19 protein-coding genes and 12 pseudogenes are annotated in these 24,766 nt (G+C 61.9%); 17 read left to right on the forward strand and 14 right to left on the reverse strand.

Going from position 1 to position 24,766, the window contains the following annotated elements:
• Positions 1–12: 12 nt before the first annotated feature.
• Together tnpB (X265_RS36555) and tnpA are read right to left on the reverse strand one after the other, a co-directional pair.
• Positions 13–366, reverse strand: coding sequence for an IS66 family insertion sequence element accessory protein TnpB (gene tnpB / locus X265_RS36555; RefSeq protein ID WP_128955119.1), 354 nt, complete (start codon positions 364–366; stop codon positions 13–15).
• Positions 363–794 (reverse strand): IS66-like element accessory protein TnpA, encoded by a 432-nt coding sequence (gene tnpA, locus X265_RS42400; protein WP_128955120.1) that lies wholly within the window; start codon positions 792–794, stop codon positions 363–365. The genes tnpB (X265_RS36555) and tnpA overlap by 4 nt, the downstream gene beginning before the upstream one ends.
• 504 nt (positions 795–1,298) lie before the next feature.
• Between tnpA and X265_RS36565 the strand changes: the two genes are divergently transcribed.
• The 3 genes and pseudogenes from X265_RS36565 (at position 1,299) to X265_RS41705 (ending at position 3,884) form a co-directional block, all read left to right on the forward strand.
• The gene (locus X265_RS36565) at positions 1,299–1,469 is read left to right on the forward strand and encodes a hypothetical protein (RefSeq protein ID WP_206733234.1); all 171 of its coding nucleotides are present in this window, start codon (positions 1,299–1,301) and stop codon (positions 1,467–1,469) included.
• Positions 1,459–3,693 (forward strand): annotated as a pseudogene (locus tag X265_RS42405) (recombinase family protein). The gene X265_RS36565 and the pseudogene X265_RS42405 overlap by 11 nt, the downstream one beginning before the upstream one ends.
• Entirely contained in the window at positions 3,648–3,884 is a 237-nt protein-coding gene (locus X265_RS41705; protein WP_232995628.1) for a helix-turn-helix domain-containing protein, read from the forward strand. Before X265_RS42405 ends, X265_RS41705 begins: the two are co-directional and overlap by 46 nt.
• Positions 3,885–3,918: 34 nt before the next feature.
• Here X265_RS41705 and X265_RS36575 read toward each other — a convergent pair.
• Positions 3,919–4,263 (reverse strand): annotated as a pseudogene (locus X265_RS36575) (ATP-binding protein); the annotation flags it as partial.
• Positions 4,260–5,251, reverse strand: a pseudogene (locus tag X265_RS36580) (IS21 family transposase); the annotation flags it as partial. The pseudogenes X265_RS36575 and X265_RS36580, both read right to left, overlap by 4 nt.
• Here X265_RS36580 and X265_RS41710 point away from each other — a divergent pair.
• Positions 5,252–5,809 (forward strand): annotated as a pseudogene (locus X265_RS41710) (IS110 family RNA-guided transposase); the annotation flags it as partial.
• Positions 5,810–6,122: 313 nt separating this feature from the next.
• Here X265_RS41710 and X265_RS36595 read toward each other — a convergent pair.
• A pseudogene (locus tag X265_RS36595) lies at positions 6,123–6,500 on the reverse strand (IS110 family transposase); the annotation flags it as partial.
• Positions 6,501–6,566: 66 nt separating this feature from the next.
• Here X265_RS36595 and X265_RS36600 point away from each other — a divergent pair.
• The 3 genes and pseudogenes from X265_RS36600 to tnpB (X265_RS36610) form a co-directional block, all read left to right on the forward strand.
• Positions 6,567–7,490 (forward strand): annotated as a pseudogene (locus X265_RS36600) (IS3 family transposase); the annotation flags it as partial.
• 27 nt (positions 7,491–7,517) lie between these two features.
• Positions 7,518–7,619 (forward strand): annotated as a pseudogene (locus tag X265_RS42410) (hypothetical protein); the annotation flags it as partial.
• 430 nt (positions 7,620–8,049) lie between these two features.
• Complete coding sequence (gene tnpB / locus X265_RS36610) at positions 8,050–8,397, forward strand: IS66 family insertion sequence element accessory protein TnpB (protein ID WP_128929859.1); 348 nt, start codon at positions 8,050–8,052, stop codon at positions 8,395–8,397.
• Between the two features lie 535 nt (positions 8,398–8,932).
• Here the strand turns inward: tnpB (X265_RS36610) and X265_RS36620 are convergent.
• The 6 genes and pseudogenes from X265_RS36620 to X265_RS36645 form a co-directional block, all read right to left on the reverse strand.
• Positions 8,933–10,158: pseudogene (locus tag X265_RS36620) on the reverse strand (IS256 family transposase).
• Positions 10,159–10,287: 129 nt separating this feature from the next.
• Entirely contained in the window at positions 10,288–11,187 is a 900-nt protein-coding gene (istA, locus tag X265_RS36625) for an IS21 family transposase (RefSeq protein WP_164934314.1), read from the reverse strand.
• Between the two features lie 291 nt (positions 11,188–11,478).
• Entirely contained in the window at positions 11,479–11,718 is a 240-nt protein-coding gene (locus tag X265_RS36630; protein WP_128929832.1) for a hypothetical protein, read from the reverse strand.
• Positions 11,715–12,908 carry an IS91 family transposase gene (locus X265_RS36635; protein WP_128929833.1) on the reverse strand — a complete coding sequence of 398 codons (1,194 nt, stop codon included), beginning with the start codon at positions 12,906–12,908 and terminating at the stop codon, positions 11,715–11,717. The genes X265_RS36630 and X265_RS36635 overlap by 4 nt, the downstream gene beginning before the upstream one ends.
• Before the next feature lie 9 nt (positions 12,909–12,917).
• A complete protein-coding gene (locus tag X265_RS36640) occupies positions 12,918–13,778 on the reverse strand; it encodes a tyrosine-type recombinase/integrase (RefSeq protein WP_164935788.1) in 861 nt (286 codons plus the stop codon).
• A 130-nt stretch (positions 13,779–13,908) separates the two neighbouring features.
• Positions 13,909–14,040, reverse strand: coding sequence for a transposase (locus tag X265_RS36645; protein WP_371746382.1), 132 nt, complete (start codon positions 14,038–14,040; stop codon positions 13,909–13,911).
• 166 nt (positions 14,041–14,206) lie between these two features.
• On the opposite strand from X265_RS36645, the gene X265_RS36650 reads away from it, so the two are divergent.
• From X265_RS36650 to tnpC (X265_RS36665), 5 genes and pseudogenes are all read left to right on the forward strand, one after another.
• Positions 14,207–14,518: a transposase gene (locus X265_RS36650; RefSeq protein ID WP_128929863.1), complete on the forward strand. Its 312-nt coding sequence runs from the start codon at positions 14,207–14,209 to the stop codon at positions 14,516–14,518.
• Positions 14,519–14,780: 262 nt separating this feature from the next.
• The gene (locus X265_RS36655; protein WP_128929864.1) at positions 14,781–16,085 is read left to right on the forward strand and encodes an IS110 family RNA-guided transposase; all 1,305 of its coding nucleotides are present in this window, start codon (positions 14,781–14,783) and stop codon (positions 16,083–16,085) included.
• A 30-nt stretch (positions 16,086–16,115) separates the two neighbouring features.
• Positions 16,116–16,775, forward strand: a pseudogene (locus tag X265_RS36660) (IS3 family transposase); the annotation flags it as partial.
• Between the two features lie 82 nt (positions 16,776–16,857).
• The gene (locus tag X265_RS40905) at positions 16,858–17,022 is read left to right on the forward strand and encodes a hypothetical protein (protein WP_164934318.1); all 165 of its coding nucleotides are present in this window, start codon (positions 16,858–16,860) and stop codon (positions 17,020–17,022) included.
• A 79-nt stretch (positions 17,023–17,101) separates the two neighbouring features.
• A pseudogene (gene tnpC, locus X265_RS36665) lies at positions 17,102–17,959 on the forward strand (IS66 family transposase); the annotation flags it as partial.
• 136 nt (positions 17,960–18,095) lie between these two features.
• Here tnpC (X265_RS36665) and X265_RS36670 read toward each other — a convergent pair.
• The 3 genes and pseudogenes from X265_RS36670 to X265_RS36680 all read right to left on the reverse strand — a co-directional run.
• Positions 18,096–18,664, reverse strand: a pseudogene (locus X265_RS36670) (IS5 family transposase); the annotation flags it as partial.
• Between the two features lie 65 nt (positions 18,665–18,729).
• Positions 18,730–19,824 carry a C45 family autoproteolytic acyltransferase/hydrolase gene (locus X265_RS36675; protein ID WP_164934298.1) on the reverse strand — a complete coding sequence of 365 codons (1,095 nt, stop codon included), beginning with the start codon at positions 19,822–19,824 and terminating at the stop codon, positions 18,730–18,732.
• A gap of 275 nt (positions 19,825–20,099) precedes the next feature.
• The gene (locus tag X265_RS36680) at positions 20,100–20,780 is read right to left on the reverse strand and encodes a hypothetical protein (RefSeq protein WP_128929867.1); all 681 of its coding nucleotides are present in this window, start codon (positions 20,778–20,780) and stop codon (positions 20,100–20,102) included.
• 216 nt (positions 20,781–20,996) lie between these two features.
• On the opposite strand from X265_RS36680, the gene X265_RS36685 reads away from it, so the two are divergent.
• From X265_RS36685 to tnpC (X265_RS36700), 5 genes and pseudogenes are all read left to right on the forward strand, one after another.
• Positions 20,997–21,671: a transposase gene (locus X265_RS36685; RefSeq protein WP_164939080.1), complete on the forward strand. Its 675-nt coding sequence runs from the start codon at positions 20,997–20,999 to the stop codon at positions 21,669–21,671.
• 14 nt (positions 21,672–21,685) lie between these two features.
• Entirely contained in the window at positions 21,686–22,447 is a 762-nt protein-coding gene (gene istB / locus X265_RS36690; protein ID WP_128929869.1) for an IS21-like element helper ATPase IstB, read from the forward strand.
• A 375-nt stretch (positions 22,448–22,822) separates the two neighbouring features.
• Positions 22,823–23,176, forward strand: coding sequence for an IS66 family insertion sequence element accessory protein TnpB (gene tnpB, locus X265_RS36695; RefSeq protein WP_128929870.1), 354 nt, complete (start codon positions 22,823–22,825; stop codon positions 23,174–23,176).
• Positions 23,177–23,227: 51 nt separating this feature from the next.
• On the forward strand, positions 23,228–23,503 hold the full coding sequence (locus tag X265_RS41715; protein WP_232995629.1) for a transposase: 276 nt from the start codon (positions 23,228–23,230) through the stop codon (positions 23,501–23,503).
• 36 nt (positions 23,504–23,539) lie between these two features.
• Positions 23,540–24,734: pseudogene (tnpC, locus tag X265_RS36700) on the forward strand (IS66 family transposase).
• Positions 24,735–24,766 lie beyond the last annotated feature (32 nt).

The following is a 24,766-nucleotide window of genomic DNA, read 5'->3' on the forward strand; positions in this document are numbered from 1 at the left end:
AATCCTCTCCTCTCAGCCGACAACGGCCGGCTGCTTCACCGGCTTGGGCGAGACGCGCGTCCACTCGAGTCCGTCGAGCAGCATCGCGAGCTGTGTCGCAGTCAGATGCACCACGCCTTCGCGGATCGGCGGCCAGGTGAAGTGCCCCTGGTGCAACCACTTCGTCATCAGCACCATGCCGCTGCCGTCCCACGCCAGAAGCTTCACTCTGTCCGTGCGTTTGCTGCGGAACACGAAGACGTCCCCACAACACGGATTCGCACGCAGCGCTTCGCTCACCAGTGCCGACAGCGTATGCACCGACTTGCGGAAATCGACCGGCTGTGTCGCCAGCACCACCTTGAGGTCAGAGCGTAGCGCAATCACCGGATACCCCGAAGCGCCGCCAGCACGGTCGACAGCGTCGCCAGCTCAACGTCCGGCTCGACCCGGATGCGCGCCCCGTTCACCTCGATCTCGACAACTCCGCAAACCTTGGCCGGCGGCGCGGCGATCTCCAAAGGCCTCGTCTGTAGCCCGGAAATACGTTCATGCTCGCCCGCTGTCCCGCGATCGATCCCCGGACCAATTTGGATTGGCACGAAGTTCGGTGCCTTGCCCCCCACCGCCGCCGCAACTTGGCGGCGCCACACCGTAAGCAGCCCGCGCGAAACGCCATTGCGCCGCGCAACCTCGGAGATGTTCGCACCCTCCTCAAAGCTCTCCGCCACGATCCGGGCCTTCTCCTCGCTCGTCCACCGACGCCGTCGGCGCTCCCCGGTGATCACTGAGCGTGCTGCCGGTTTGATGGACACCCCGTTAAGCTAATCCCACCTTGCGCTCCATCTCGACCGAGCTGATATAGCCGATGGCCGAGTGTCCGCGGTGTTCGTTGTACAACAACGTTTGAGAACGGCCACAGGACCGTTCTTCGCGAGGTTCTTTATCGGCATCATCCATGGTTTGGGCGCCGAGTTTGCGTTCATGGAGCCGTCGACAAGGCTTTGATGTTGTTTTTCGCTGCACCTTGGACGGATCGCAAGGAGATCGTTGGCTGGAAGTGCCAGCAGGGATGTTCGACCGGACGGCATGCCCTGACGCCGAGCTTTTGACAGCTCAACCGTTTGTCAGCATCGATGCGCTTGCGGCGCTTTCTGCGCTTCTCGATCTGGCGTTGAAGGATCGAACGCCATCAGCTGCCCTGCTTTCTGGCGCATCCAGAGGCTCTCACGGTCAGAATCGGGGAGCGACTCATGTCACGCCAGACGGCAATGCCAGGGAGCGGATACCGACACAATCAACAACCGCGGCCGCAGCAGATGGATCTGTTCGGGAGCGGCCTGTCGAGCGGCGCCACCGGTGCGCCCACATGGTCGGAGCTTCCGGCGGAAGCGCAGGCGGCCCTTACGAGTCTGATGACGCAGTTGATCCTCGACCATGCCGCGACGACAGCGACGCCGCGCGCGAAGGAGGTCGGTCATGATCTCTGACAAGGTCAGGCCTCATCATCTGGAGAAGGGGATACTTTACGTGCGTCAATCCTCAGCACATCAGGTGCTACACAATCGCGAGAGCGGCGCGTTGCAATACGCCATGCGGGACCGACTGACGGCACTCGGATGGTCAGAGGTTGAAGTGATCGATGATGATCTCGGTCGCTCAGCCGCCGGCGGCGTACAACGCGCCGGCTTCGAGCGGATGGTAGCGGAGGTTTGCCTCGGTAAAGTTGGTGCGGTTTGCGCCCGCGAAGTCTCGCGCTTCGCTCGCAACAGACGGGATTGGCAGCAACTCATCGAGATGTGCCGCGTGGTCGATACCGTTCTGATCGATCAGGAGACGATCTACGCGCCAAGGCACGGTAACGATCGCCTGTTGCTCGGGCTCAAGGGCAGCCTCAACGAGTACGAGCTGGATCTGTTGCGCCAGCGCTCGCTCTCGGCCCGCTACGAGAAGGCGCGCCGGGGCGAGTTGGTTGTGGCAGCGCCCGTCGGCTTCGTGAAGGCCGGCGACCGTTATGAGAAAGATCCGGATCGGCGTGTCCAGGAGCGATCAAGCTGGTGTTCGACAAGGTCGAGGAACTCGGCAGCGCGCGACCGTTCTGCTGGCTCCACGAGTACAATCTCGATCTGCCGGTGAAGCGGACCAACGGCGCAACGGCCTGGCGGCGACCGAGCTACTCCGCCATCCACCGGATCATTGAGAACCCGGTCTACGGCGGCGCCTATGCCTATGGTAAGACGGCTGTCGCGGCGGGATACAGCGCCGTGGGTGTGAGCGTGAAGATCCGCCGCAGGCGCGGAGCGAATGGCTGGCGCTGAAGCCCAACACCCACGACGGGTATGTGAGCTGGGAGAGGTTCGAGGCGATCCGCACCATGGTCAGCAGCAACGCTCCCACCGGTCGGCATCACGGCGCGCCCAAGCATGGTGACGCGCTGCTGGCCGGTCTGATCCGGTGCAAGCGCTGCGGTCGCAAGCTCACACTCCGGTACTCCGGCATGAACCACCATATCCCGCGCTATAGCTGTAGCCGCGCCTGGATGGACAATGGCGGCCCTCACTGCATCGGCTTCGGCGGACTGCCCGTCGATGATGCAATCGAGGAAGCACTGCTTGGCGTCATCGGTCCGGGCGCTATCGCCGCCGCAACCGCTGCCGCCAAGGAAGCCAGGGGAACGGCGCGATCAGGTGCGCGATGCTCTCAGTCGCGATCTCGAAGCGGCGCGCTATGCCGCCGACCAGGCTTTTCCGGCAATACGATGCCGCTGACCCCGCGAGCCGGCTGGTGGCGGGCGAGCTTGGAGCGCGCTGGAACAGGACGCTCGCTCACGCAGCGGAGGTCGAGGGCAAAATCGCCACGCATAATGCGGCGATGCCTGCCCCCATTGCTGATCCAGCCTCGCTCGGCGTTCTGGCCTCGAACCTCAGAACGGTCTGGGATGCGCCGACGACGGATGCTCGCCTCAAGAAGCGCATTGTGCGCACCCTCATCCATGAGGTCGTAGCCGATATCGATGATGCGGCCTCCGAGATCGTCCTCGTCGTCCACTGGGTTGGCGGCGTTCACAGCGAGATACGCCTGCCCAAGCGTGAGCAAGCGCGCTATGAGGCCACTCGGGCTCGTCGGCGATATGAGGCTGTCGATCCCGACAATCGCCTGGTCGCCGGCGAGCTGGAGCGACGTTGGAATGAACGTCTGCTGGCCGTCCGCGCGCTCGAGGAAGAGCGCGGTGCACTGTTGGCCAAGCCGGAGAGTCCTCTGAGCGAGGCGGATCGCGAGCGGCTGCTTGCGCTTGGCTCCGATTTGGAGCGGGCCTGGAACAGTCCTGGGGCGACGCCTGCCACGCGCAAGGGGATCATCCGAACCTTAATCCACGAAATCGTTGTATGCGTCGGCGATGCGGCAATTGAGCTTGTGATCCACTGGCAGGGCGGCGATCACACAGCGCTAGAGACCAGAAAGAACCGCACGGGCCAACACCGCTGGAGCACATCCGCAGATGTCATCGATCTCCTGCGTGTTCTGGCACGCCAGATGCCCGACGGCACGATCGCGGCGGTCCTCGACCGAGCGGCAAGTCGACGGGGCACGGTAACAGCTGGACCCGCGCCCGCGTTCGTCACTTGCGCAACCAGCAAGCTATCGCACCCTACCGGGAAGGCGAACGCATGGAGAGAGGAGAAATTACTCTGGATGAAGCCGCCGCTGCGTTGACGGTCAGCCCATCGACGGTTCGCCGTCTGATCGCGGAGCGAAGCTTGCCCGCGCACCAGCTGTGCAAGGGCGCACCCTGGGTGATCAAGGCGCCTGATCTGGAGCACCCCGAGGTCAGGAACGCCGCGCAGGCGCGGCGCTTCCGGCGCCCGTCGTCTGGCGATCTCCGCCAAAGAGAGCTTGAACTATAATGGCATAACGAGGTGGGCAGTATGAATCGGACTCGGGCGGCCCGAACAGGAGCAAATTGGCACCCTTACCCAACCAGCTGTCACCGGCGGCGAGCGCCATCACCTGCGCCTTGGAGATCATCGGCACGGCCTCGAAGTCGAAGCCGCCGAAGGTCTTCCCAGCAGACAGCCGCGCCTCGACGAGATGGCGCTCGGTGAGCCGGCGACCGCGTTCGGCGATCTCGTGCTCGGCAATGGTGGCGAGGAAGCGGGCCGCTGGCCAACCTTCCTTGTCGGACTGCTCGGCAAATTGCGCCCACAGCACCTTGATGGCCGGGAGGCGGAGCTCGTTGAGCAACAGATTGAGGCGCGCGGTATCAACGGTATTGGCTACGCTCATGCGGCACCTCCGATCTCGGCAGTACCGATGAGGCATTCGTAGGTGGCAAGGGGGTGCGAGCTGCACCACGACGTTCGGCAGGTGGGCGGGTCAGGAGCGAAGTGAGCGCGCAGCCGGTTAGGTTCAGGCAGTCGGCCGGCCTCGAGGTCGGCGGTGAGCTGATCGGCGAGTTCGGTCTCGCAGCCGCGTTCATGAGCGAGCGCGAGGAGATCGACCATGATCCGGCAGGCTTTTTTGTCCGGCAAGCGTTCGCGCAACCGATCGAAGGTCTTCCAATAGGCATCGCGCGGGAACAGCCGATCTCGGTAGACCAGATTGAGAAGCGCCATCGGCTTGCGCCGCAGGGAATGGATCACGTGCCGATAATCTCGAGACGATCATCGTAAAGGCGCACCCGCAGCCGGTGACCGATCAGGCGCGATGGCACCGTGTAGAACACCTTGCGCAGGGTGAAGCCGCCGGACGATGTCACGCGGACGATCACCTCTTCGTAGTCGGAGGTGCGCCGATCGGGCAGCTCCTGCAACACCACGCGCTCGCTATCGATCCGCTTGGCGTTGCGGGCATTGCGGCGGCTGACGATCTCGTCGATGAAGCCGCGATAGGTGGCAAGATCGTCGAAGTCGACAGTTCCGCGCAGCAGCAAGGCATCCGCGATTGCTCGCTTCAGATGACCGTGGGGCCCTTCGATCGAATCATTCTCGTGAGCAACGCCTCGATTGTTGCGGGAATGCCCCATGCCGTAATGGGCACAAAGGGCCTCGTATCGCTGCGTCAGATCATCCCGAGCATGGCAATCGAGATTGCGGAATGCGGCCGACAGGCTGTCGGTCCGATGCTCCCGCGGCGCCCCACCGAGCGACCAGAGGGCATTCTGCAGGCCTTCGGCCAGGGCAACGAAGCTCTCACCGCCAAGCACGACGTGGGCGTGCGCGAACCCGCAATAGGCCAAACGGACGTGATAGAGACGATGATCCAGCGGTGCGCCGATTTGTCGCCAGTGATGCGTCGCCTGGTGGGCGCTCGCTTCGCCGATCTCCGCCGCCTCGAAGAACGGATCCGCGAATTGACACAGGAGATCGAAGCGGTTGCCGATCGAGAGGACGTCACCCGCCGGCTGATGACAATTCCTGGTATCGGCGCATTGGGTGCGACCGCCGTACTTGCCGCGATCGGTGATGGGCTGCAGTTTCGCAAGGCCCGCGACCTTGCTGCCTGGCTGGGGTTAGTGCCCAGGCAATACTCGAGCGGCGGAAAACAGACGTTGCTTGGCGTCAGCAAACGCGGCAACCGTTATCTGAGAAAGCTTTTGGTGCAGGGCGCGCGATCCTGCTTCCGGCATTTGGACCGGACGCGCGATCGCCTAGGAAGCTGGCTCGACGGGCTCCAGGCTCGGATGCATCCGAACAAGGCCGTTGTCGCTCTAGCCGCCAAGATGGCCCGCATTGTGTGGGTGGTCTTGAACAAGCCCGGAGCACTCTACGAACGCAGAGATCCTGCCTTGCCTGACGCTTCTGGCTTCGATTGCAAGGCTCGGGAACAGTGATGACGAAACAGTGGATCAACATGCCGTAAGCCCTGTGCAAAAAAGCGGGCTTCCTGCCCGAACTATTTATTGGGAACGGCGTGCGCGGATCTCATCATGGCGTGGCTGCAACAGCAGTCCACTCGCGAGAGGCCGGATACATTTATGCAACTGGAAGCGCTGCATCGCGAATCCGTGCCAGATGGTCGGCTCGAGGACACGCCTGATCAATCAGACGCGGGCTTTCTGCCTCGAGTACGGTGTACCTTTGCGTCAGGGTGCCGGAATATTCAATCTCGAGTTGCCGCGCGTTTGAATGACGAAGGAAACGCGCTTGAAGATCCACTTGGTCCTCCTCCTTCACGGCAACGAAGCGCATTGTCGGTCGCGTAGCGGCCTCAGCGATCGCCTCGGCGTCGATGATATCGTTCTTGTTTGACTTCACGTAGGGCTTCACGAATTGCACGGGGATCAGGCGCACCTTGTGACCAAGTGCCTGTATCTTCCGGGCGAGCCACTGTGGACCGACGCAGGATTCCATGCCAACTATGCTTGGTTGTGCGCGCGCAAAGAACTGAAGAAGGGTGTCCCCTCGAAAGCGAAATTTCTGAACAGGTGTGCCGTCGCAGCTCAGGCCAACGACGTGGAATAGGTTCTTGCCAATGTCGATTCCATAGACAGCCGCGGGTCGCGGCAAATTGCGATCGGCCATGATACTCTCCTCTTTAGTCTGCCCTTCCTATGATGAGGGAGGAGGACGGGGCGGTCCATCCCATTAATGGTGACGCCCGCGGGCAAGCGGAAAGCTGTCGCGTATCTCATGGTTGCCCACGGGATGAGCGAACGGCGGGCGTGTAAAGCCATCGGCTGCTGCCGCATGACCATCAGATATCTGACAATCCGGGCGGACGATGCCGTCCTACGGCAGCGCATGCGGGCGATCGCCCACGAACGCCGTCGTTTTTGTTTGTCGGCGCCTGCACGTGCTGCTCAACCGGGAGGGCTACCTGGTCAAACCACAAGAAGCTGTTCCGGGGAAGAGAGGCTTGCGGTACGCCGCCGCGGCGGCCGCAAGCGGGCCGCCCTTGGGACCCGGGCGCCAATGACGGTGCCGATGGCCCGCAACGATCGCTGGTTGCTCGACTTCGTGTCGGATCAGCTGACCTGCGGCCGCCGCTTCAGCGTCCTCACCGTGGTCGATGACTGCACCCGCGAGTGCTTGGCGCTAGTCGCCGATACCTCGCTCTCCGGCATCCGCGTGGCGCGGGAACTGGACCGGCTGATGTTCGAGCGCGGCGAGCCCAGGATGGTGGTCAGCGACAACGGCACCGAGCTCACCAGCAACGCCATCCTGACATGGGCCGATCAAAGCCCCGTCGGTTGGCATTACATCGCGCCGGGCAAGCCCATGCAGAATGCGTTCATCGAGCGCTTCAATGGCCGGCTGCGGGACGAACTGCTCAACGAGACGCTGTTCACGTCACTGGCGCAGGCCCTCGTCGCGCTCGGATGCGGGCGGGCCCACTACAACGACGCACGACCACACTCTCAGCTCGGATGGAAAACGCCGTCCGAGTTCGCCGACACCTGCCATCCGCGACGGGATCTGGCGCTGTGCGTTATGCCGAAGGCTCTGCGCCAGCTCCCGTCGCTCCCCCAACTGGGCAAATCCAACGACCGGGGCGAACTCAGGGCTGGATAAAACTTGGGGCAAGGTCAGCACGTGCGGATGCAGGTCAATGTGTTGGGTGCCGAGCGTCGGCGGCGATGGAGTTACGACGAGAAGGTCCGTCTGTCGAGGAGACGTTTGCAGGCCGGCGAGACGGTCTGCGGCGTCGCGCGCCGGCATGGGGTGGCTCACGACTTCCAGCTCTTCGAACGTCAGCGCCAACTGCGCTTGCGGGTAAATCCGCGCACCGTCGTCGGTTTGCCACAGCCTCTTCCGCCGCCAGCTCGTCCCCGGTGGCGTCAGATCTGACGCTTTAGCTTGGCGATCTGCAACTTCTGCTGCGCAATCAGTGCCTCGCATAGCTTGCTGTTCCGGCAGGCGCGCCAAGCCGCCTGGGCGGTGATGCGGTGCCAGCTCTGGTTCCTGTCGAGATCACACGTGCACCGGCATCGATCAGCACGTCGCAACTGGCGTCTTCGCCTCCTAAGCAACGCGCAACGGCTGGAATCATCGAGATCGAGCTTAGCGGCGGCTGTCGTGTTCGCGTTGATCGCGACGAGCTGCAGCGGGTTTTTGAGCTTCTGCGACGACGATGATCCCGCTCCCGAGCGGCGTCAGGGTATGGATCGCGACTGGCCACACCGACATGCGTCGGGCCATGCAAAGTTTGGCGCTTGCGGTTCAGGAAAGCTTGGAGCGCGATCCCCATGCCGGCGATCTCTATATCTTATGGGGCCGCCGCGGCCTTCTGGTCAAGATTCTCTCGCATGACGGCTTGGGCATGTCGCTCTATGCCAAGCGCCTGGATCACGGCAGGTTCATCTGGCCGTCGACGTCGGTCGGCGCGGTGTCGATCTCGGCAGCGCAAATGGCTTACATGCTCGAGGGCATCGACTGGTGGACTCCCCAACTGAGCTGGCGGCCGCAGAGCGGGGGCTAATCCAGGAAAATCCTCATATTGCCGACATTTGGGAGTCCCAATGCATTCAATCTGTGATTCACTGCGTCGCATGAATGCGGATCGCGACGCCGCTCCGGATGACGTTGCCGCCCTGAAGGCGGCGCCGGCAGCCGAGCGCGCTAAGGGTACGGAGATCGCCGCCGAGCTCGCGGTCGCCCGTGCGAAAGCGTCGGAAGACGCGCCGAGTGGCCAGACCTTCCCGGAGCACCTGAACTCAGGACTGGATAACACTTGGGGGCGAGGTCACGATAAATGTCAGTGGCTAGTTTGATGATGTTGTCGCAGCCGCTACCGCCGGGAATGTCCGAAGTTTTGTGTAAGCGATTTCTGTGAAGGTGGGTTTTGCGTTTGAGACATTGAAAGCTGGCATCGACGGCATGGCCGATAATTCTGCTTGGCCGGACCGAGCGGTCAAGCCCCGAAGCCGCGCAGCGGCGCGCCGCAGGCGCGGGGCTTGACGGCGAAGGTTCGGTCCAAACGATCATGGTCGGCGCCGTGATGTCGGTTGTGATCATCAGCGCGCTGTTCCGGGAAACCGCGCGCCGAAGTGGATGGCGAACTGCCCCATCGCGGCAGTCCATTCAACCGGTCGCCGCCAATAAACGCCAGCGTTCCTGAGGGCGAGATACAACAGCTTGAGCGCCGCCTCGTCGGTCGGGAAGCTGCCGCGGGTCTTGATGATCTTGCGCAGCGAACGATGTAGCGCCTCGACCCCGTTTGTCGTGTAGATCATCTTTCGGATGCCAGGCGCGAAGGCGAAGAACGGCACTACGTGCTCCCACGCTTTGCGCCAGATCTGGCCAATGGCGGGATAGCGCTTGCCCCATTCGGCCTCGAACTCGGCAAGCCTCAGCGCCGCCGCGTCGGCACTCTCAGCCCGATAGATCGCCTTTCGAGGGCAGGATCGCCTTGCGGTCCTTCCAGGAGACGAAGGCAAGGCTGTTACGGATCAGGTGCACGATGCAGGTCTGCACCAGCGTCTGCGGGTAGACCGATGTGATCGCCTCGGGAAACCCCTTCAGCTCGTCGACGACGGCAATCAGGATATCGTTGACGCCGCGCGCCTTGAGTTCGTTGACGACCCGCAGCCAGAATTTGGCGCCCTCGGTCTGCTCGATCCAGAGCCCGAGCGTCCTTCTCGCCATCGGCATTGTAGGCGAGCGCAACGTAGACCGCCTTGTTCTTGACCAGCCCTTCGTCGCGTATCTTGACCCGCAGCGCGTCAAAAAAGACGATTGGGTACACGGCGTCGAGCGGCCGGCTCTGGCATTCCCGGACCTCATCGAGGACGGCGTCGGCCACCCGGCTAATGAGATCGGGCGAGACCTCGGCGCCTTAGAGCTCGGCCAGGTGGCCCTGGATCTCCCGCACCGTCATGCCGCGGGCATAGAGGCTCAGGATCTTGTCGTCGAAACCATCGAACCGGGTCTGCCCCTTGGCGGTCAACTGCGGCTCGAAGCTGCCGGCCCGATCGCGAGGCACGGTAATCTCGATCTCGCCATCCTCCGTCAGGATCGTCTTCGAGCTTGTCCCGTTGCGGCTGTTGCCTGAGCCCCGGCCGGCAGGATCACCCTTCTCGTAGCCCAAATGCTCGGTCAGCTCGGCTCCAAGTGCGCGCTCGATCAAGGCCTTCTTGAGCTGCTTGAACAGCCCATTCTCGCCGGTCAGGTTTTCGGGCTTGCTGTAGTTCGCAAGAAGCTGGTCCAGCAGTTCAGGGGTAATCGTCGTATCGGTGGTCATGTGAGTCTCCAATTAAGGTAAACTCACAGAAACCTCCTTACACATCGTTCCGGACACCCTCCTACCGCCCCGCTCGCAGAGGAGGTCCGTAACGCACAGAGCCGTGGCACGAGCCACTATCGGTCGCAGCTATTTTATCAGACAAGACTCTGCATAAGAGTCGTTGAGGTCCGCGATCGCCTTGCGGATGGCCCCGTTGAGTTCGTCAAGCGAGAAGAAGCGCCGGTTCCGCAGCCGCGCCAGCACAAACCGCTGGACGATCTGCACCGCCACTTCCACCTTCGCCTTGTCGCGTGGTTTGCGCGGACGCGTGGGCAGGATCGCGGTGCCGTAGTGCTCGGCCAGCTCCTGGTAGGTGCGGTTGATGCCCGGCTCATAGCGACAGGTGGCGGTGACGCCGGCCTTCAGATTGTCGCAGACGATCGCCTTCGGCACGCCGCCGATCGCGCGCAACGTATTGGCGTGCAGCCCGATCCAGTCGGCCAGCCCTTCCGACCAACGCGCCTCGGCAAAGGTGTAGTTGGATGCTCCTAGCACCGCGACGAAGACATGGGCCAGCCGCTGCGCGCCGGTCGCGGCGTCGAACACCGGCACCGTGTCGCCCGCGAAGTCGACGAACAGCTTCTCTCCAGGCCCATGCGTCTGCCGCATGGTCGGCGAGATCGCCTCGCTCCATTCCCGGTAGAGATCGCAAAACCGGCTGTAGCCATAGCCGTCGGCGTGCTCCGCGCGATATTCCTCCCACAACAGGAGCAACGTCACGCTGCGCCGCTTCAGCTCCCGGTGCACCGCCTTCCAGTCGGGCAACGGCCGCGCCGGCTTCTCCTCGAATGTCGGCGGCGTGAACAGCCGGCGCTCGAGTTCGCCGTCGTCCATCCCTTCCGGCACCGGCCAGGTGATGCCGATCACGGCAGCCCGCCGCAGATACTCGCCAACCGTCGATCGGCTGATGCCGACCGTGACGGCGATCTGCCGCTCGCTCACGCCAAGGGCGTGCCGCAGTCTCAAAACTTCTCGAACCTTCCGCATCGGCGCTCTCTCGGCGGGCATCAGACCTTCCCTTGCTTGGTCGCAAAGGTGGGCTGGTCCGCGATTCGATCGCCGTCTTCGAGAGCGTCAGGCGGTCTCAACAGGGTGGCCGGCTTCGATCGGAATGGGTGGCCGACTTCCGTCGGAATCGGTGGCCGGATTGCGTCGGAATACTGGAGGGTTCAAATAGGTCCCGCGTCGCAGATCTCGCCGCAAGTCCAGCGCGGGACCTATTTGAAGCTGGATTGAACGAAGCCGCGTCTTGTGAGCGAGGACCTATGGGGGCTCGATCTAGGCGCCGGTAGGCGCGATTGACCCGATGTCGGGCCCGCGAGCGAGTGTGGCCGCAGATTGCCGTTGATATTGGCAGCAGAGGATGCCGGCGTCGATAGCGTCGAACGGCGCGTCAAGCCCAAGCGGCTGACTATCGCCCGTTCGCCGCGCGTTGTGAGCGTGCTTGATCGTTCCGACGGAGAACGTCGGCATGGCGATGCCTGCAGTGGGAGCGAACAAGTCGAGGTAGTCGGTCATGATGTATCGCAGCGAGGTGCTGCGCGTCGCGGCGTTTGCGCACGCGGCACAGGCCCAATCTCGACCATGCGGCCTCCGCAGATGGGGCACAAGTCGAGGCGGTGACCAATGAGGATGGCGCAGCGCTCACGATAGTCGACAGCTTCGGCAGGCGGAGGCGGCTCTGGCGCCTTTAGCGCCGCTCGGATGCGCGCGAGTTTGGCGACGCGGCAGGCGTTCGCCAGGAAGCCAAAATGACGGATGCGGCGAAACCCCTTCGGCAATACGTGGAGCAGAAAGCGACGAAGGAACTCCTCAGTGTCGAGCGTCATCACTTTGGATCTGTTGCCAGCGCGATAATCCTTCCACCGGAAGCGGACGTGGCCCTGGTCACAGGTAAGGAGCCGGCCGTTGGCGATTGCAACGCGATGGGTGTAGCGCCCGAGATAGGCCAGAACCTGTTCTGGTCCGCCGAAGGGACGCTTGGCGTAGACGACCCACTCGACCTTGCGGAGGGCGGTTAGATGGCGGGCGAATGCCGCTGGCTCGACGAGGTGCGCGAGATGGCCGAAGAACTGGAGCTTGGTGCCATTGAACGCCGCCTGCAGGCGCTCCAGGAACAGCCGACGATACAATCGTGACAGGACGCGAACGGGAAGGAAGAAGCCGGGGCGACAATGAACCCAGCTTCCATCAGGGGCGATCCCGCCGCCTGGCACGAGGCAATGGGCATGCGGATGATGCGTCAGGGTCTGGCCCCAGGTATGGAGAATGGCGATCATCCCGGTCTCGGCACCGAGATGCTTCGGGTCGGCGCTGATGAGACGGATCGTCTCGGCTGCTGCCTTGAGCAGGATGTCGTAGACCGCCGTCTTGTTCTGCAGCGCGATGGCGGCCACCGGCGCCGGCACGGTGAAGACGACATGGAAATAGGGGACCGGCAGCAGGTCGGCCTGGCGCTCGGCGAGCCATTGGGCGCGCGCGAGCGCTTGGCACTTTGGACAGTGCCGATCGCGACAGCTGTTATAGGCGACGCGGACCAGGCCGCAGTCGTCGCACCGCTCGACGTGGCCGCCGAGCGTCGCTGTGCGACACGCCTCGATGGCCGCCATCACACGGCGCTGATCGGAGGACAGCCGAGGACCCTGCGCGGCACGGAAGGCGCCGCCGTGGCGGCGGAGGATGTCCGCCACCTCGAGCACGGGGCGCATATGCGCAGCTCAGTCGGGTGGGATCACCCTGACGGAGAGTCCATCGAATGGGCTGGTCGTGCGGGCGAGCAGGTTGGTCGCAACCTGAGCGTAGCGCGCGGTCGATCCCAGGTCGGCATGTCCGAGCAGAACTTGAATGATGCGAATGTCGATCCCGCTTTCCAGGAGATGGGTCGCAAACGAGTGCCGGAGCGTATGGACAGTAATCGGCTTGGCAAGCCGAGCGCGGCGGCGGGCGGCGCGGCAGGCCGCCTGGACGCAGCGGACGCTGACATGTTCACTTGGGTCTTGGCCTGGAAATAGCCACAGCCCCGGTCGGGCTCGCATCCAGTACGTACGCAGAATCTCCAGCAGTCGCGGAGAAAGCATCGCGTAACGATCCCTGCCGCCCTTACCGTTCTCGATGTGGATCAACATTCGCTTGCTGTCGATCGAGCTCACCTTCAGGCGGACGACTTCACTAACCCGTAAGCCAGCCGCATAAGCCGTCGCCAGCACGACGCGATTGCGCACCCCTGTAACCGCGTCCAGGAAGCGCTCGATCTCTTCGGCACTAAGCACGAGCGGGAGCTTGTCGGGCTTCTGGCCACCAATGATCCGCTCGAATGCCTCCGTCTGCCCGAGTGTGACGCCGTAGAAGAACCGCAGCGCGCAGGCCACCTGATTGATGTGGGACCACGAGCGCTTTTGGCCGATGAGATGTAGTTGGTAGGCGCGGACCTGCTCGAAACTCAACCGGTCCGGGGCATAGCCGAAATGGCGGCTAAACTTTGCGATCGCATAGATATAGGATTGTTGAGTCGACGGCGACAGATTGCGGACCGTCATGTCCTCGATCATGCGCTGCCGAAGAGGGCTCATCGTAGCCATCTGGGTCTCCTGTCTTGAGAGGGGTGGTGCGAAGACCAACATCCTCTCAGACAGGACACCTCAGTTCAGCAGGTTTGCCCCCTACTGCCGCGTAGCGGGTTCGTTCAATCAGTGGCCGGCTTGCATCGGATTACGCATGCTGGGGCCGGCAGCCATGGCGACGGGCGACGTCTGTGACAACCGCCCCCAGCTCGAGGCTTTCCGCGGCAATCTGTGCCTTCAATTCATCCGGCCACCGCTTGCGACCTGCGCCAGCGAACACTTCAATACGCGGTGACAACGGTCGTCTTATGGTAAGCGCGAATTTCTCCGCACCTTTTGCTTTTGAGTGCCGTGATGCATGAGGTGTCCACCAAAATAGGTGGACACTGAACCTCCTCCGAATGAGTGGACACCTGTAGTAGGCTCGTTGAGCCCGGAGGTGTCGAATGGAACGTCAACGTCGGTCGTTTACCGAGGATTACAAGCGTCGGGCCGCCGAACTGGTCGCGTCGAGCGGTCGCTCGATCGGGTCGGTTGCTAAGGAGCTCGGTCTGCGGGATTCGGTGCTGCGACGGTGGGTAGATAAGCTCCGGCAGGAGCCGGGATCGGCGGCGTGGCGACCCACCACGCAGGCGACGCCGATGCCGGCGGACCAGGCTTCGGAGATCGCCCGCCTACGTCAGGAGAACGAACGGCTGCGCATGGAGCGCGACATTTTAAAAAACTGTCCAGCGTCGTGGCGCGCCTGCGCGGAATAGAAACAGCCTTGTGCTATCCTTTAGCTCGGAGGGTAGCGGCCGTCAGCTTATTGGAGGCGCTGTCCCCGTTAAAAAACGTGGTCCATGGGCGCATGCGGACTTGAGAGTGGTGACGCCGTTTCGACGGCGATCCCGATTAGGAAGATGACAAATTGGCATAGCCCTGACCCTCCAGCCCATCATCGGACGGAGGAGTTGCGATGCCTAACAGGACAACCGACCGCGGCCCGGACCTAAAGCTGGTCAACCTCGGCGCGGCCCTATCGATATCGGATCAAAGATGCACATGGCCGCGGTAAACCCGGCCTGCACCGACAAGCCAGTGCGTGCATTCGGCACATTCACGCAAGACCTGCATGAACTGGCGGACTGGTTCAAGATGTGCGGCGTGACCAGTGTCGCGATGGAATCCACTGGGGTCTATTGGATCCCAGTCTACGAGATCTTAGAACAGCGCGGGTTTGAGGTCATTCTGGTCAACGCGCGGTACGCCAAGAATGTACCTGGCCGTAAAACCGATCTCAGCGATGCCGCTTGGTTACGCCAGCTCCACTCCTATGGCCTGTTACGGGGCAGCTTCCGACCCGATGCCGAGATCGCAACGTTGCGAGCCTATCTACGCCAGCGCGAGCGGCTCGTGGAATATGCTGCCGCCCATATCCAACATATGCAAAAGGCTCTGATGGAGATGAACCTGCAGCTCCATCATGTTGTGTCGGATATCACCGGCGCGACCGGCATGCGGATTATCCGAGCCATTGTTGCAGGCGAACGCAATCCCGACGTCCCGGCAACCTATCGGGACGTGCGCTGCCACTCATCGATCGAGACGATCCGCGCAGCGCTCGTAGGCAATGACCGCCACGAACATGTTTTCGCGTTAGCTCAATCACTGGAGCTCTACGACGTTTATCAGGCAAAGATGCTCGACTGTGATCGCAAGCTCGAAGTCCTGATCAGTGCATTGAACACCAAAGGAGCAAGACCGGTCGGAAACCTAGCCAAGCCGCGCGTAAAGACCAAGCAGGTCAACACCCCCACCTTCGATGTCAGGACCGCACTGTACAGAGTGCGGGGCGTCGATTTGACTGAGATCCACGGGTTGGGTCCGTCGCTCGCATTGAAGCTCATTGGCGAGTGCGGTATCGATCTAACGGCATGGCCGAGCGCCAAACACTTCACTTCCTGGCTCTGCCTCGCACCCGGCAACAAGATCTCCGGCGGCAAGGTGCTGTCTTCGCGCACACGGAGATCTTCAAGTCGCGCAGCTGCGTTGTTGCGTTTGGCAGCCACAACCGTGGGGCGGAGCGAGACAGCGCTGGGAGCATTCTATCGCCGGTTGTCAGCACGTGCGGGTAAATCGAAGGCGGTGACGGCGACGGCTCGCAAGATTGCGGTTTTATTCTACAACACACTCCGGCACGGCATGAGCTACAAGGATCCTGGCGCCGACCAATATGAGCAGCAATATCGTAGCCGCGTCCTCGCCAACCTACAGCGCCGGGCGAAATCGCTAGGCTTCGTGTTGCAGGCCATCCCGGGCGACGCCAATCCGGCTGTTTCTTAGGAAGTCGATCGCGATCTTCGTCGGAACCCGGACATGAGCTTCCGCTTCATCGAAGACCATCGCGAGACCTATCCGGTCCGCCTGATGTGCGCCGTGCTCGAGGTCTCGCCGGCCGGCTATTACGCCCGGCGCGAGCGCCCGGTGAGCGAGCGGGCAAAATCAAATGCCACGCTCCGGGCAGCGATCCGGCTGGTCCATCAAGACAGCAGCGGACGCTACGGCAGCCCCCGCGTCCATGCCGCCCTGCGGGCGCAGGGCCGTGGTCCCAGTCGCGGTCGAATTGAACGGATGATGCGTCGGTACGGTATTCGCGCCATCATGGCACCGCCGCGCCGTGTGCGCACCACCGACAGCCGCCACGGTCTGCCGATCGCACCGAACCTGATCGCGCGGGACTTCACCGCGGAAGACCCGAACCGGGTCTGGCTCGCCGATATCACCTATATTCCGACCGCTGAAGGTTGGCTGTATCTGGCGGCCGTCATGGACCTGTTCAGCCGAAAGATCGTCGGCTGGGCCATGCGGGATCATATGCAGGTCGAACTTGCATCTGCCGCCCTGACGATGGCGATCCAGCAGCAACTCGCGCTCAAGTCCAGAGCGATATCTTCGCCTTCATCGAGGGCTTCTACAACCGAACCAGGCTCCATTCCGCCATCGGATATATCCCCCCGATCGAAATGGAGCTAAAAGCCGCTTAACCCGTCCACTTTTTCGAGGGAAGATCAGGATCGCTTATTATGGGCAATACACCCGCTCAGCGCTTTATCCGTTGGCGCGCTACATCAACCAGACGTTAGGTATTTGGTTGAAGCGAAAGTACAAGCGCTTCCATCACCGTTTAGGACGCGCGCGTCTCTTCCTGGAGAAGATCGTGCGTGAGAACCGCAGGCTCTTTGTGCATTGGCAACTCGGCGGTGGCGGCAAGCTTGCCTGATGGGAGCCGGGTGAGGCGAGAGTCTCACGCCCGGTTCTGCGAGAGGCTGGAGGTGAAATCCCTCCGGCCTACTCACCCCACCATCCGGATCCTGGCGAAGGGCAAATGCACGACCGGCCGGATCTGGACGTATGTGCGGGATGACCGGCCGTTCGCCGGGCCTGCGCCGCCGGCGGCGGTCTATTATGCCTCGGGCAACCGACGGGGCGAACATCCTCAGAGGCATCTGGCCGCCTTCGCCGGCATTCTGCAGGCGGATTGCTATGGCGGCTTCGAGCCGTTGTTCGATCCAAAAAGGAAAGCAATGCCGATCACTCCGGCATTTTGCCTGGCCCATGCGCGGCGGGGATTCTTCGAGCTGGCTGACATCGAGAAAGCCGCCCGGGAAGGCAAGGGCAAACCGGTCTCCCCGATCGCGCTGGAGGCGGTCAGGCGTCTTGACGCCCTGTTCGAGATCGAGCGCGCCATCAACGGCCGTGGTGCCGACGAGCGGCGTGCTGTGCGCCAGGAGCGGAGCAAGCCGCTGCTCGACGACATGCACGCCTGGCTGCTCCGCGAGCGAGAAAGCCTCTCCCGCTCCGCCGAGGTCCTGAAGCCCATGAACTACATGCTCAAGCGCTGGGACGGCTTCGTCCGCTTCCTCGACGATGGCAGGATCTGCTTGATCAACAATTGCGCTGAGCGTGCATTGAGAGGCATTGCCTTGGGAAGGCGCAACTGGACCTTCGCTGGCAGCCAACGTGGCGCCGACCGTGCCGCTATCATGCTGACGATGATCACGACCTGTCGCCTCAACGACGTCGATCCCAAGGCTTGGCTCGCCGACGTCCTCGCCCGGATCGCCGATCTTCCCACCTCGCGTCTGCGCGAACTGCTGCCCTGGGAATGGAAGCTCCTTCACCAAGCCGGCAAGTCCGCCGATCAGCAAGCCGCCTGACCTTCACGCAACGCCATCGTAGAACTCGCCGTGCTCGCGCGCATGCGTCAATCAGGCGGCCTTCGTCGTATGCGTACGCTCCTCAAGCGGTGGAATTGGTGAAAGCTCCTGTCGCGGCTTAGCCCCGGCGGATACCGACAGGCTTGGCACCACGATCGATGATTTCGGCGCGAAAGCCGTCGCCGTCGTACCCTTTGTCACCAATGAGGGCAGACATCGGTGGCGCGAGTTCCAAAAGGGCCGGCGCTGCGGCTATATCTGCATCCTGGCCTGGAGTGAGATGAAATGCGCAAGGTCTGCAGTCAGGGTCGCTCAGCGCATGGATTTTCGTGGTCCGCCCACCGCGCGAGTGGCCGATCGCTTGTTCATGCTCCCCCCCTTTTCCGCCGCTCGCCGAGCGATGCGCTTGATCGAGGTGGAGTCGATGGATAAAGTCACGCCGTCCTTGCCACAGCGGGCGAGCGCTTCAAAGATCGCCTGCCAATGTCCACGCTTGGCCGAGCGATTGAACCGATTGTAGATCGTTGTGTAAGGACCGTAGTCGGGCGGACAATCGCGCCAGCGTGCGCCGCACTGAAGCATGTGAATGATACCGCTGATGATGCGCCGATCGTCATCGCGCGCCGGGCCGGTCTGGTTCATCGGCAGATGCGGCTCTATCTGAGCCCACTGCTTGTCGTTAAGCCAAAACAGCCCTTTGCGCATCGAAGTCCCCCGTGCCGAATCAACTCGGTGCGAGGGAATCAGAACCGGCTAATTAGGTACAGACCCTAAATCCAAAGATCAAATCGCTCAAGCGGCGCGCTGCACGGGGGTCCGTCAGTGGCGAACAAAACACGCTTGCTTAGATCCATAATGATGGCGGAAAGGGTACTATTCGGATACTGCGTATCCTGGTTCGGGTGACAGCAAATGGATGCCGGGTAAGAGAAATGGTCTTTGAGGCCCAACAAAATATGATCCACATCCACCTGCCCGAGCCTTGAGCGCAGATGTCGACCAAAGCGACGGGACCGAAACGGACTGTCGGGCACAAAGCGCTCCCATTCTGAAGGTATTCGTGTTCCCGGCTCAAAATGATTTGCGTGTGAAATTACCCCATCCTCAGGATAAATGTACCGTTTGTCATTGGGGGAGCTCTCAATGTTGATAATCTCGCCATCAGCATGGCCAATCAGGTAGTTCATAGAGATGTTTCGATCAGCGCGGATAATCGCGCTTATCGCGCGGTCGAATGTCGGCGCCTGAAGGATGGACCGGCACCTCAGCTTAAACGGGGCGGTCATGAGTGCCGAGCCATCAATAGGCGAAACCAAGCTGTTGCAGACTAGCCCGATCCCAGCTTCATTCAGTCCCGCTATGGGGCCGGCGCAGCCTGCTTCGAAGATGCCCAGCCATTGCGGGTTAGCGGGCGTCACTACTTTGCCTACAAAAAGGGTGCCCCGAACTGCCGCTTGCCCATCGATCGTTTGCGCCAGCATTGTTGTATTTTGCGCGGTTACCTCGGGCATTAATCCGGCAGACGTGCAGCCATCCAAAATCCCATACGATAGATCGGCGGCTCGACGTGCCATCAGGCGTAGCCAAATCTCATGCCGGACGTTAAGCATCACAACCGTATAGAGGGGCATAAAGGCAGCGTCGGCAATTCCCCTCAGCTCTTCAACGTAGTCGGGTCGTAGATCTTCAAGGAAGCGCAACCAACCAGTTGCTTCAGCTTGAATTTGCGCAAGATTAGTTCCGTTAGCGCAAAAGCGTTTTAAATAAAAGTCAGCATTGGCCGCGATTTCCGATCGCATCAGCTCTCCTTGCTGCTGTCCCCTTTCGCGGGGTATCGCAGTAAAGACGGTAAGCTTAAGACTCATTGAAAGATCTCCTTGCATTGGTATGTCCGCTTCTACGCGGTGGGCGGAGCGACGCGATAACTCGGATCGAAGTCGTGAGCCTTGTACGGTGACCCGGATGGTGTATAGAGATCCGATGGAGAGGCTGCTGGTAGCTGAAGTGCTTGGCACGCTCATTAACTCACAAGCGTATGGCATCTAGTCTAGAGAGCGGCAATCGGTGGGGCGTTAGCTCAAGACCTTCGTCGCCGGTATTGTTCCGGCCCGCAGCCCGCAAATGCAACGACGTTAGACGATCAGTTCAGGTCCGGCGTTACGTCTAACAATTGCTTAAGTTCATAGCCTGTCATCCAGAACAGCCAATCGTTAGCGACGATATTCTCTTGCACCAGGTGAATGTCTGCTCCGCCTGGTTCATTGTGAACCGGATCATAGACGTTCTTATCCAACGACCACCGCCCAGCTAGGCCACAGAGAAAGTCGGGAGCCCACATCGCAAGACTGACGCCACGCATAGTCCCCGTCATGATCTTGAGCAGGCCCGAGCCCCTGAAGTCGGGGCGGATCCAGATATCCCCGTGGTACACCACTTTACCTGTAATGCTGCGCGCCATCTGAGCAGTACAAACGCAGCGATCTTCAGGATGTGCATCTATCGTCGGATTCGCATAGAAGAACTTCAGCGTTTCGAGGTGTGCTGCAAGGGTGGTTTGCGACAGGTCATAGAAGCGCGCGGCCTCGACGAGCGCCACTTTGTTTTCCTTATCAAAACCCACAAGCCAATACCCTTCGCCCGTTCGAATCGGTGAGCGGTCTGGCCGAAAGATGGGATAAGTATTGGGTTTGTCTGCTAGCGAGGCTGTGATCGCGATGTACTCGTTGAAATCACACCCAATGGAAAGCCTGATGCCCATTTTCGCGGCCGCGTCATCGTAAACCTGGAGAAAGCGCAGCAAGGGATTCAAGGTGTATGTCATATTTGTTAGTCCTCTGTGTGAGGCTGGTTGTATCCTTTTATCGATCCTCACTGCTCGGCCGCAAGAGATTCCTGCCTATCTACTCTTGTAGGGTGAGTGATCTAGGCCGACCGCTCGTAGCTAGGAAACGTTCTCTTCCTGGATTGCCTAAGGAAAACCATGCTGTGAAAGCGACGGCCGTGCGGACGGCATGTCCTATCGTTAGGAGCAATAGGATTGAGGCGACGCCGATCCTATGCCAGGATCATGCGTAAACTCGGCGTGAGCCGCAACGAGCTGTTCGCACAGATCGACAAGCCGGCGCTCAACGCCCTGCCGCCGATGCCATATCAGTATGCCGAGTGGAAGAAGTGCCGAGTCGCGCCCGACTATCACGTCGAGATCGCCGGTCACTACTACTCGGTGCCCTCGCGTCTGATCCGCGAAGAGCTCGAGGCGCGCGTCACCGACAGGACGGTCGAGATCCTGCACAAGGGCAGCCGGGTTGCCAGCCACGCCCGCTCTGACGTACCCCAATGCCACACCACGATCCCGGAGCACATGCCGAGCGCGCACCGGCGTTATGCCGAATGGACCCCGGCGCGGATCAAGCGAGAAGCCGCCAAGATCGGCCCTGCCACGATCGCTCTCGTCGAAGCAATCATGAAAGCCAAACCACACCCCGAGCAGGGCTTCCGGGCTTGTCTCGGCATTTTGCGGCTCGCGCGCAGCTACGGCTCGGCCCGCATCGAGGCCGCCTGCCAGCGTGGCAACGACATCGGCGCGACCACCTACGGCTCGATCAAGTCGATCCTGCAGCACGGGCTCGATCGCGCCTACGCCAACGAGAGACCGCCAGACGGCCCACCGATCCGACACGGCAATATCCGCGGCACCGATTACTACCAGTGAAGAAAGGAGAGACGATGTTGACACATCCCACCCACGACCGCCTCGTCGCGCTCGGGCTTACCGGCATGGCGAAGGCCCTCGACGAACAGCAGCGACAACCCGACATTGCCGCGCTGGCCTTCGAGGAGCGCCTCGCACTGCTCGTCGACCGTGAAGCGACCGAGCGCGAGAACAAGCGGCTGGTTGCTCGGTTGCGGTTCGCAAGTCTCCGGCAGAACGCCGTCGTCGAGGATATCGACATGAAGGCGCCGCGCGGGCTCGACAAGCCGCTGTTCCAAAAGCTCGTCGCTGGCGAGTGGATCGACCGGCATCAGAACCTGCTCATCATCGACCCGACCGGCGTCGGCAAGAGCTGGATTGCTTGCGCCTTGGGCCACAAGGCCTGCCGGGACAACCGCTCCGTGCTTTATCAACGGCTGCCGCGGCTGTTCGAGGCGCTCACTCTCGCGCGGGGCGACGGCCGCCACGCTCGCCTGCTCAGGACCCTGGCGCGCGTCGAGCTTCTGGTCCTCGACGACTGGGGACTTGCCCCGATGACTGCCGAGCAGCAACGCGACCTGTTGGAGATGATGGAGGATCGCCATGGCCGCGGCTCGACCTTGGTGACAAGCCAGCTCCCGGTCGAGCATTGGCACGAGCTCATCGGCAACCCAACCATTGCCGACGCTATCCTCGATCGCCTCGTACACAACGCCCACAGGCTCAATCTCAAGGGCGAGAGCCTGCGCAAAGCCGCCGCCAAGCGTCAGACGCTTGACGACGAGCCCGCCAACTGACCTGATGACGACGTCGTCGCGAGACCCCGCCTCGGCAGGCGGCCGGGATCATCGGAATCCACGGCCGGCTTCAATCGGTACAGGCGGCCGGCTTCGCCCGGAATCCGCGGCCGACTTCGTCGGAATACGCACCCAGCAGGTGCACGACTGGCGACGCCGGGCACGTTTGGGCCAGTTGGTGCTGCCGACTTCGGAGACGCTGTCGTTCGTGCCGGTGGTATCGGAATCGGCGCTACCGGCGGCCGCAGAGCCGACCAGGTCGCCGGAAGCAGCCATTGTGACGGTTGAGCTCCAGGGAGCACGCGTGGAGGTGCGGGGGGCGCCTGGCCTTGCTGTGTTGAGCGACGTGTTCTTAGCGCTTCGACGGACACGTTCATGCTGACGCCGCCCGCGAGCCTCATGCTTTACGTGGCGACGCAACCTGTAGACTTCAGAAAAGGTGCGGAGGGCTTGGCGCTGTTGGCGAAGGAGACGCTGGGCCATGACCCGATGAAGGGTGTGCCGGTGGTGTTCCGTGCGATGCGCTCTAACCGGGTGAAGATCGTCGTCTGGGATGGCAGCGGCCTTGTGATGTACTGGAAGCGGCTCGATGGCAGCGGCTTCAAATGGCCTCACATTGTGGCCGGCGTGATGCGGATGAATGCCGCCCAGCTGTCGGTGCTTCTGGCTGGCATGGATTGGACGCGCATGCATGCGCCTCGCGACGCACCGCCGAAAGCACTTGCGTAAAGATACAAATCTTCGCTGCATCGGGGCGCGAAGCATGGCAGACTCGGGGCAATGAGTGATTTGCCTGATGAACTGCCGAGCGATCCGGCCGAGTTGCGGGTCTTTGCCGCGGCTCTGCTGGATCGCTGCGCCAGGCTCGAGCGGTTGCTCAAGCTTGCAAAAGATGCGCAGTTCGGTCGGTCCTCGGAAAAGCTGGACGCTGATCAGCTGCAGTTTGTTCTGGAGGATATCGATCAGGCCGTCGCCGCCCTCGAAGCAGCCGAAGATCGCCCCAATCCCAGAGTTTGCGAGAAGAGAGCTGCCGCGCGCAGAGCCAACAGGGTTTAACTTCCGTGGCATTTGCCGCGCATCGTCGAAATCCTGATGCCAGCGGAGACCAGTTGCCCGTGTTGTAACGGCGACCTCTTCGAGATCAGTCACGATGAGAGTCAGAGGCTCGATGTCGTTCCGGCGCAGTATCGCGTCATCGTAACCCGCCGGCCCAAGCTGGCCTGCCGCGCCTGTCACGGCGTCGTCCTCCAGCAGGCTGCGCCCGAGCGACTGATCAGGGGAGGATTGCCCACCGAGCGGCTGGTCGCGCATGTGATCGACGCCAAGTATCATTGGCATTTGCCGCTTTACCGCCAGGCGCAGATGTTGGCGACCCACGGAATAGCGCTGGATCGTTCCACGCTCGCCTTCTGGGTCGGCTATGCGGCCCAGGAATTGAAGGCATCGTCTGCGCCAGCTTCTGCTCGCCTCCTCGAAGCTCTGTGTCGATGAGACTCCCGCACCGGTGTTAGATCCGGGGCGCGGCAGGACGAAAACTGGCTACTTCTGGGCGCTGTCACGCGATGACAGGCCCTGGGCCGGACCTGACCCACCTGGGTGGTTTACGCTTATGCACCGGGCCGTGGAGCCGTCCGGCTTGAGGCTGCTCGAAGGCTATCGCGGCATCATCCACTGCGACGGAGCTTACAAGACGATGATCCGAGAGAGGCGTGCGGACGCCCTGTCCGGGACGCTCGCCTTCTGGTCGCATCTGCGGCGCCAGTTTGTGAAGATCGAGCGCGAGGCTTCGCCGGCGCCAGCTCCGGTTGCCCGCCAGGCTCTTGAACGCATCGCCCAGCTTTACGCAGTCGAGAAGGCCCTCCGCGGCCGATCGGATGCGGAGGGCTGTGCCGGCAGGCAGGCGCATGCTCGGCCTCTCGCTACAGCCTTGAAGCAGTGGGTTGAGGCCAAGCTTGATCACCTTGCACCGAAGAGCGACACGGCGAAGGCCTTGCGTTACGCGCTCCGTCATTGGAGCGGCCTGACACTCTACCTTGATGACGGGCGCATCGAGATGGACACGAATGCTGTCGAGCGTGCGATGCGGCCGATCAAGCTCAACGCCAAGAACTCTCTTTTTGCCGGGTGCGACGAGGGCGCCGAGGATTGGGCAGTCCTGGCTTCGTTCATTGAGACAGCCCTATGCCGCGCGCGGCATAGGGCTGTTTATGCCGCCCGCCGAACTATGCCGAGTCGGGTCGTTTTCCCCAGATTTCTGGCTGACCGGCGTTTGGTCGGTTCGGCATAGTTCGTTCTGTGCCTCCGCTTTCAACAGCGGAG

The sequence above is a fragment of the Bradyrhizobium guangdongense genome, from assembly GCF_004114975.1.
Classification (GTDB): Bacteria; Pseudomonadota; Alphaproteobacteria; order Rhizobiales; family Xanthobacteraceae; genus Bradyrhizobium; species Bradyrhizobium guangdongense.

Coding starts and splice junctions, on each gene's coding strand:
- X265_RS36565 (WP_206733234.1), top strand. CDS start 1,299: ATGGATCTGTTCGGGAGCGGCCTGTCGAGCGGCGCCACCGGTGCGCCC.
- X265_RS41705 (WP_232995628.1), top strand. CDS start 3,648: ATGGAGAGAGGAGAAATTACTCTGGATGAAGCCGCCGCTGCGTTGACG.
- tnpB (WP_128929859.1), top strand. CDS start 8,050: ATGATCCCGCTCCCGAGCGGCGTCAGGGTATGGATCGCGACTGGCCAC.
- istA (WP_164934314.1), bottom strand. CDS start 11,187: ATGCGGAAGGTTCGAGAAGTTTTGAGACTGCGGCACGCCCTTGGCGTG.
- X265_RS36630 (WP_128929832.1), bottom strand. CDS start 11,718: ATGACCGACTACCTCGACTTGTTCGCTCCCACTGCAGGCATCGCCATG.
- X265_RS36635 (WP_128929833.1), bottom strand. CDS start 12,908: ATGCGCCCCGTGCTCGAGGTGGCGGACATCCTCCGCCGCCACGGCGGC.
- X265_RS36640 (WP_164935788.1), bottom strand. CDS start 13,778: ATGGCTACGATGAGCCCTCTTCGGCAGCGCATGATCGAGGACATGACG.
- X265_RS36650 (WP_128929863.1), top strand. CDS start 14,207: ATGGAACGTCAACGTCGGTCGTTTACCGAGGATTACAAGCGTCGGGCC.
- X265_RS36675 (WP_164934298.1), bottom strand. CDS start 19,824: ATGAGTCTTAAGCTTACCGTCTTTACTGCGATACCCCGCGAAAGGGGA.
- X265_RS36680 (WP_128929867.1), bottom strand. CDS start 20,780: ATGACATACACCTTGAATCCCTTGCTGCGCTTTCTCCAGGTTTACGAT.
- istB (WP_128929869.1), top strand. CDS start 21,686: ATGTTGACACATCCCACCCACGACCGCCTCGTCGCGCTCGGGCTTACC.
- tnpB (WP_128929870.1), top strand. CDS start 22,823: ATGCTGACGCCGCCCGCGAGCCTCATGCTTTACGTGGCGACGCAACCT.
- X265_RS41715 (WP_232995629.1), top strand. CDS start 23,228: ATGAGTGATTTGCCTGATGAACTGCCGAGCGATCCGGCCGAGTTGCGG.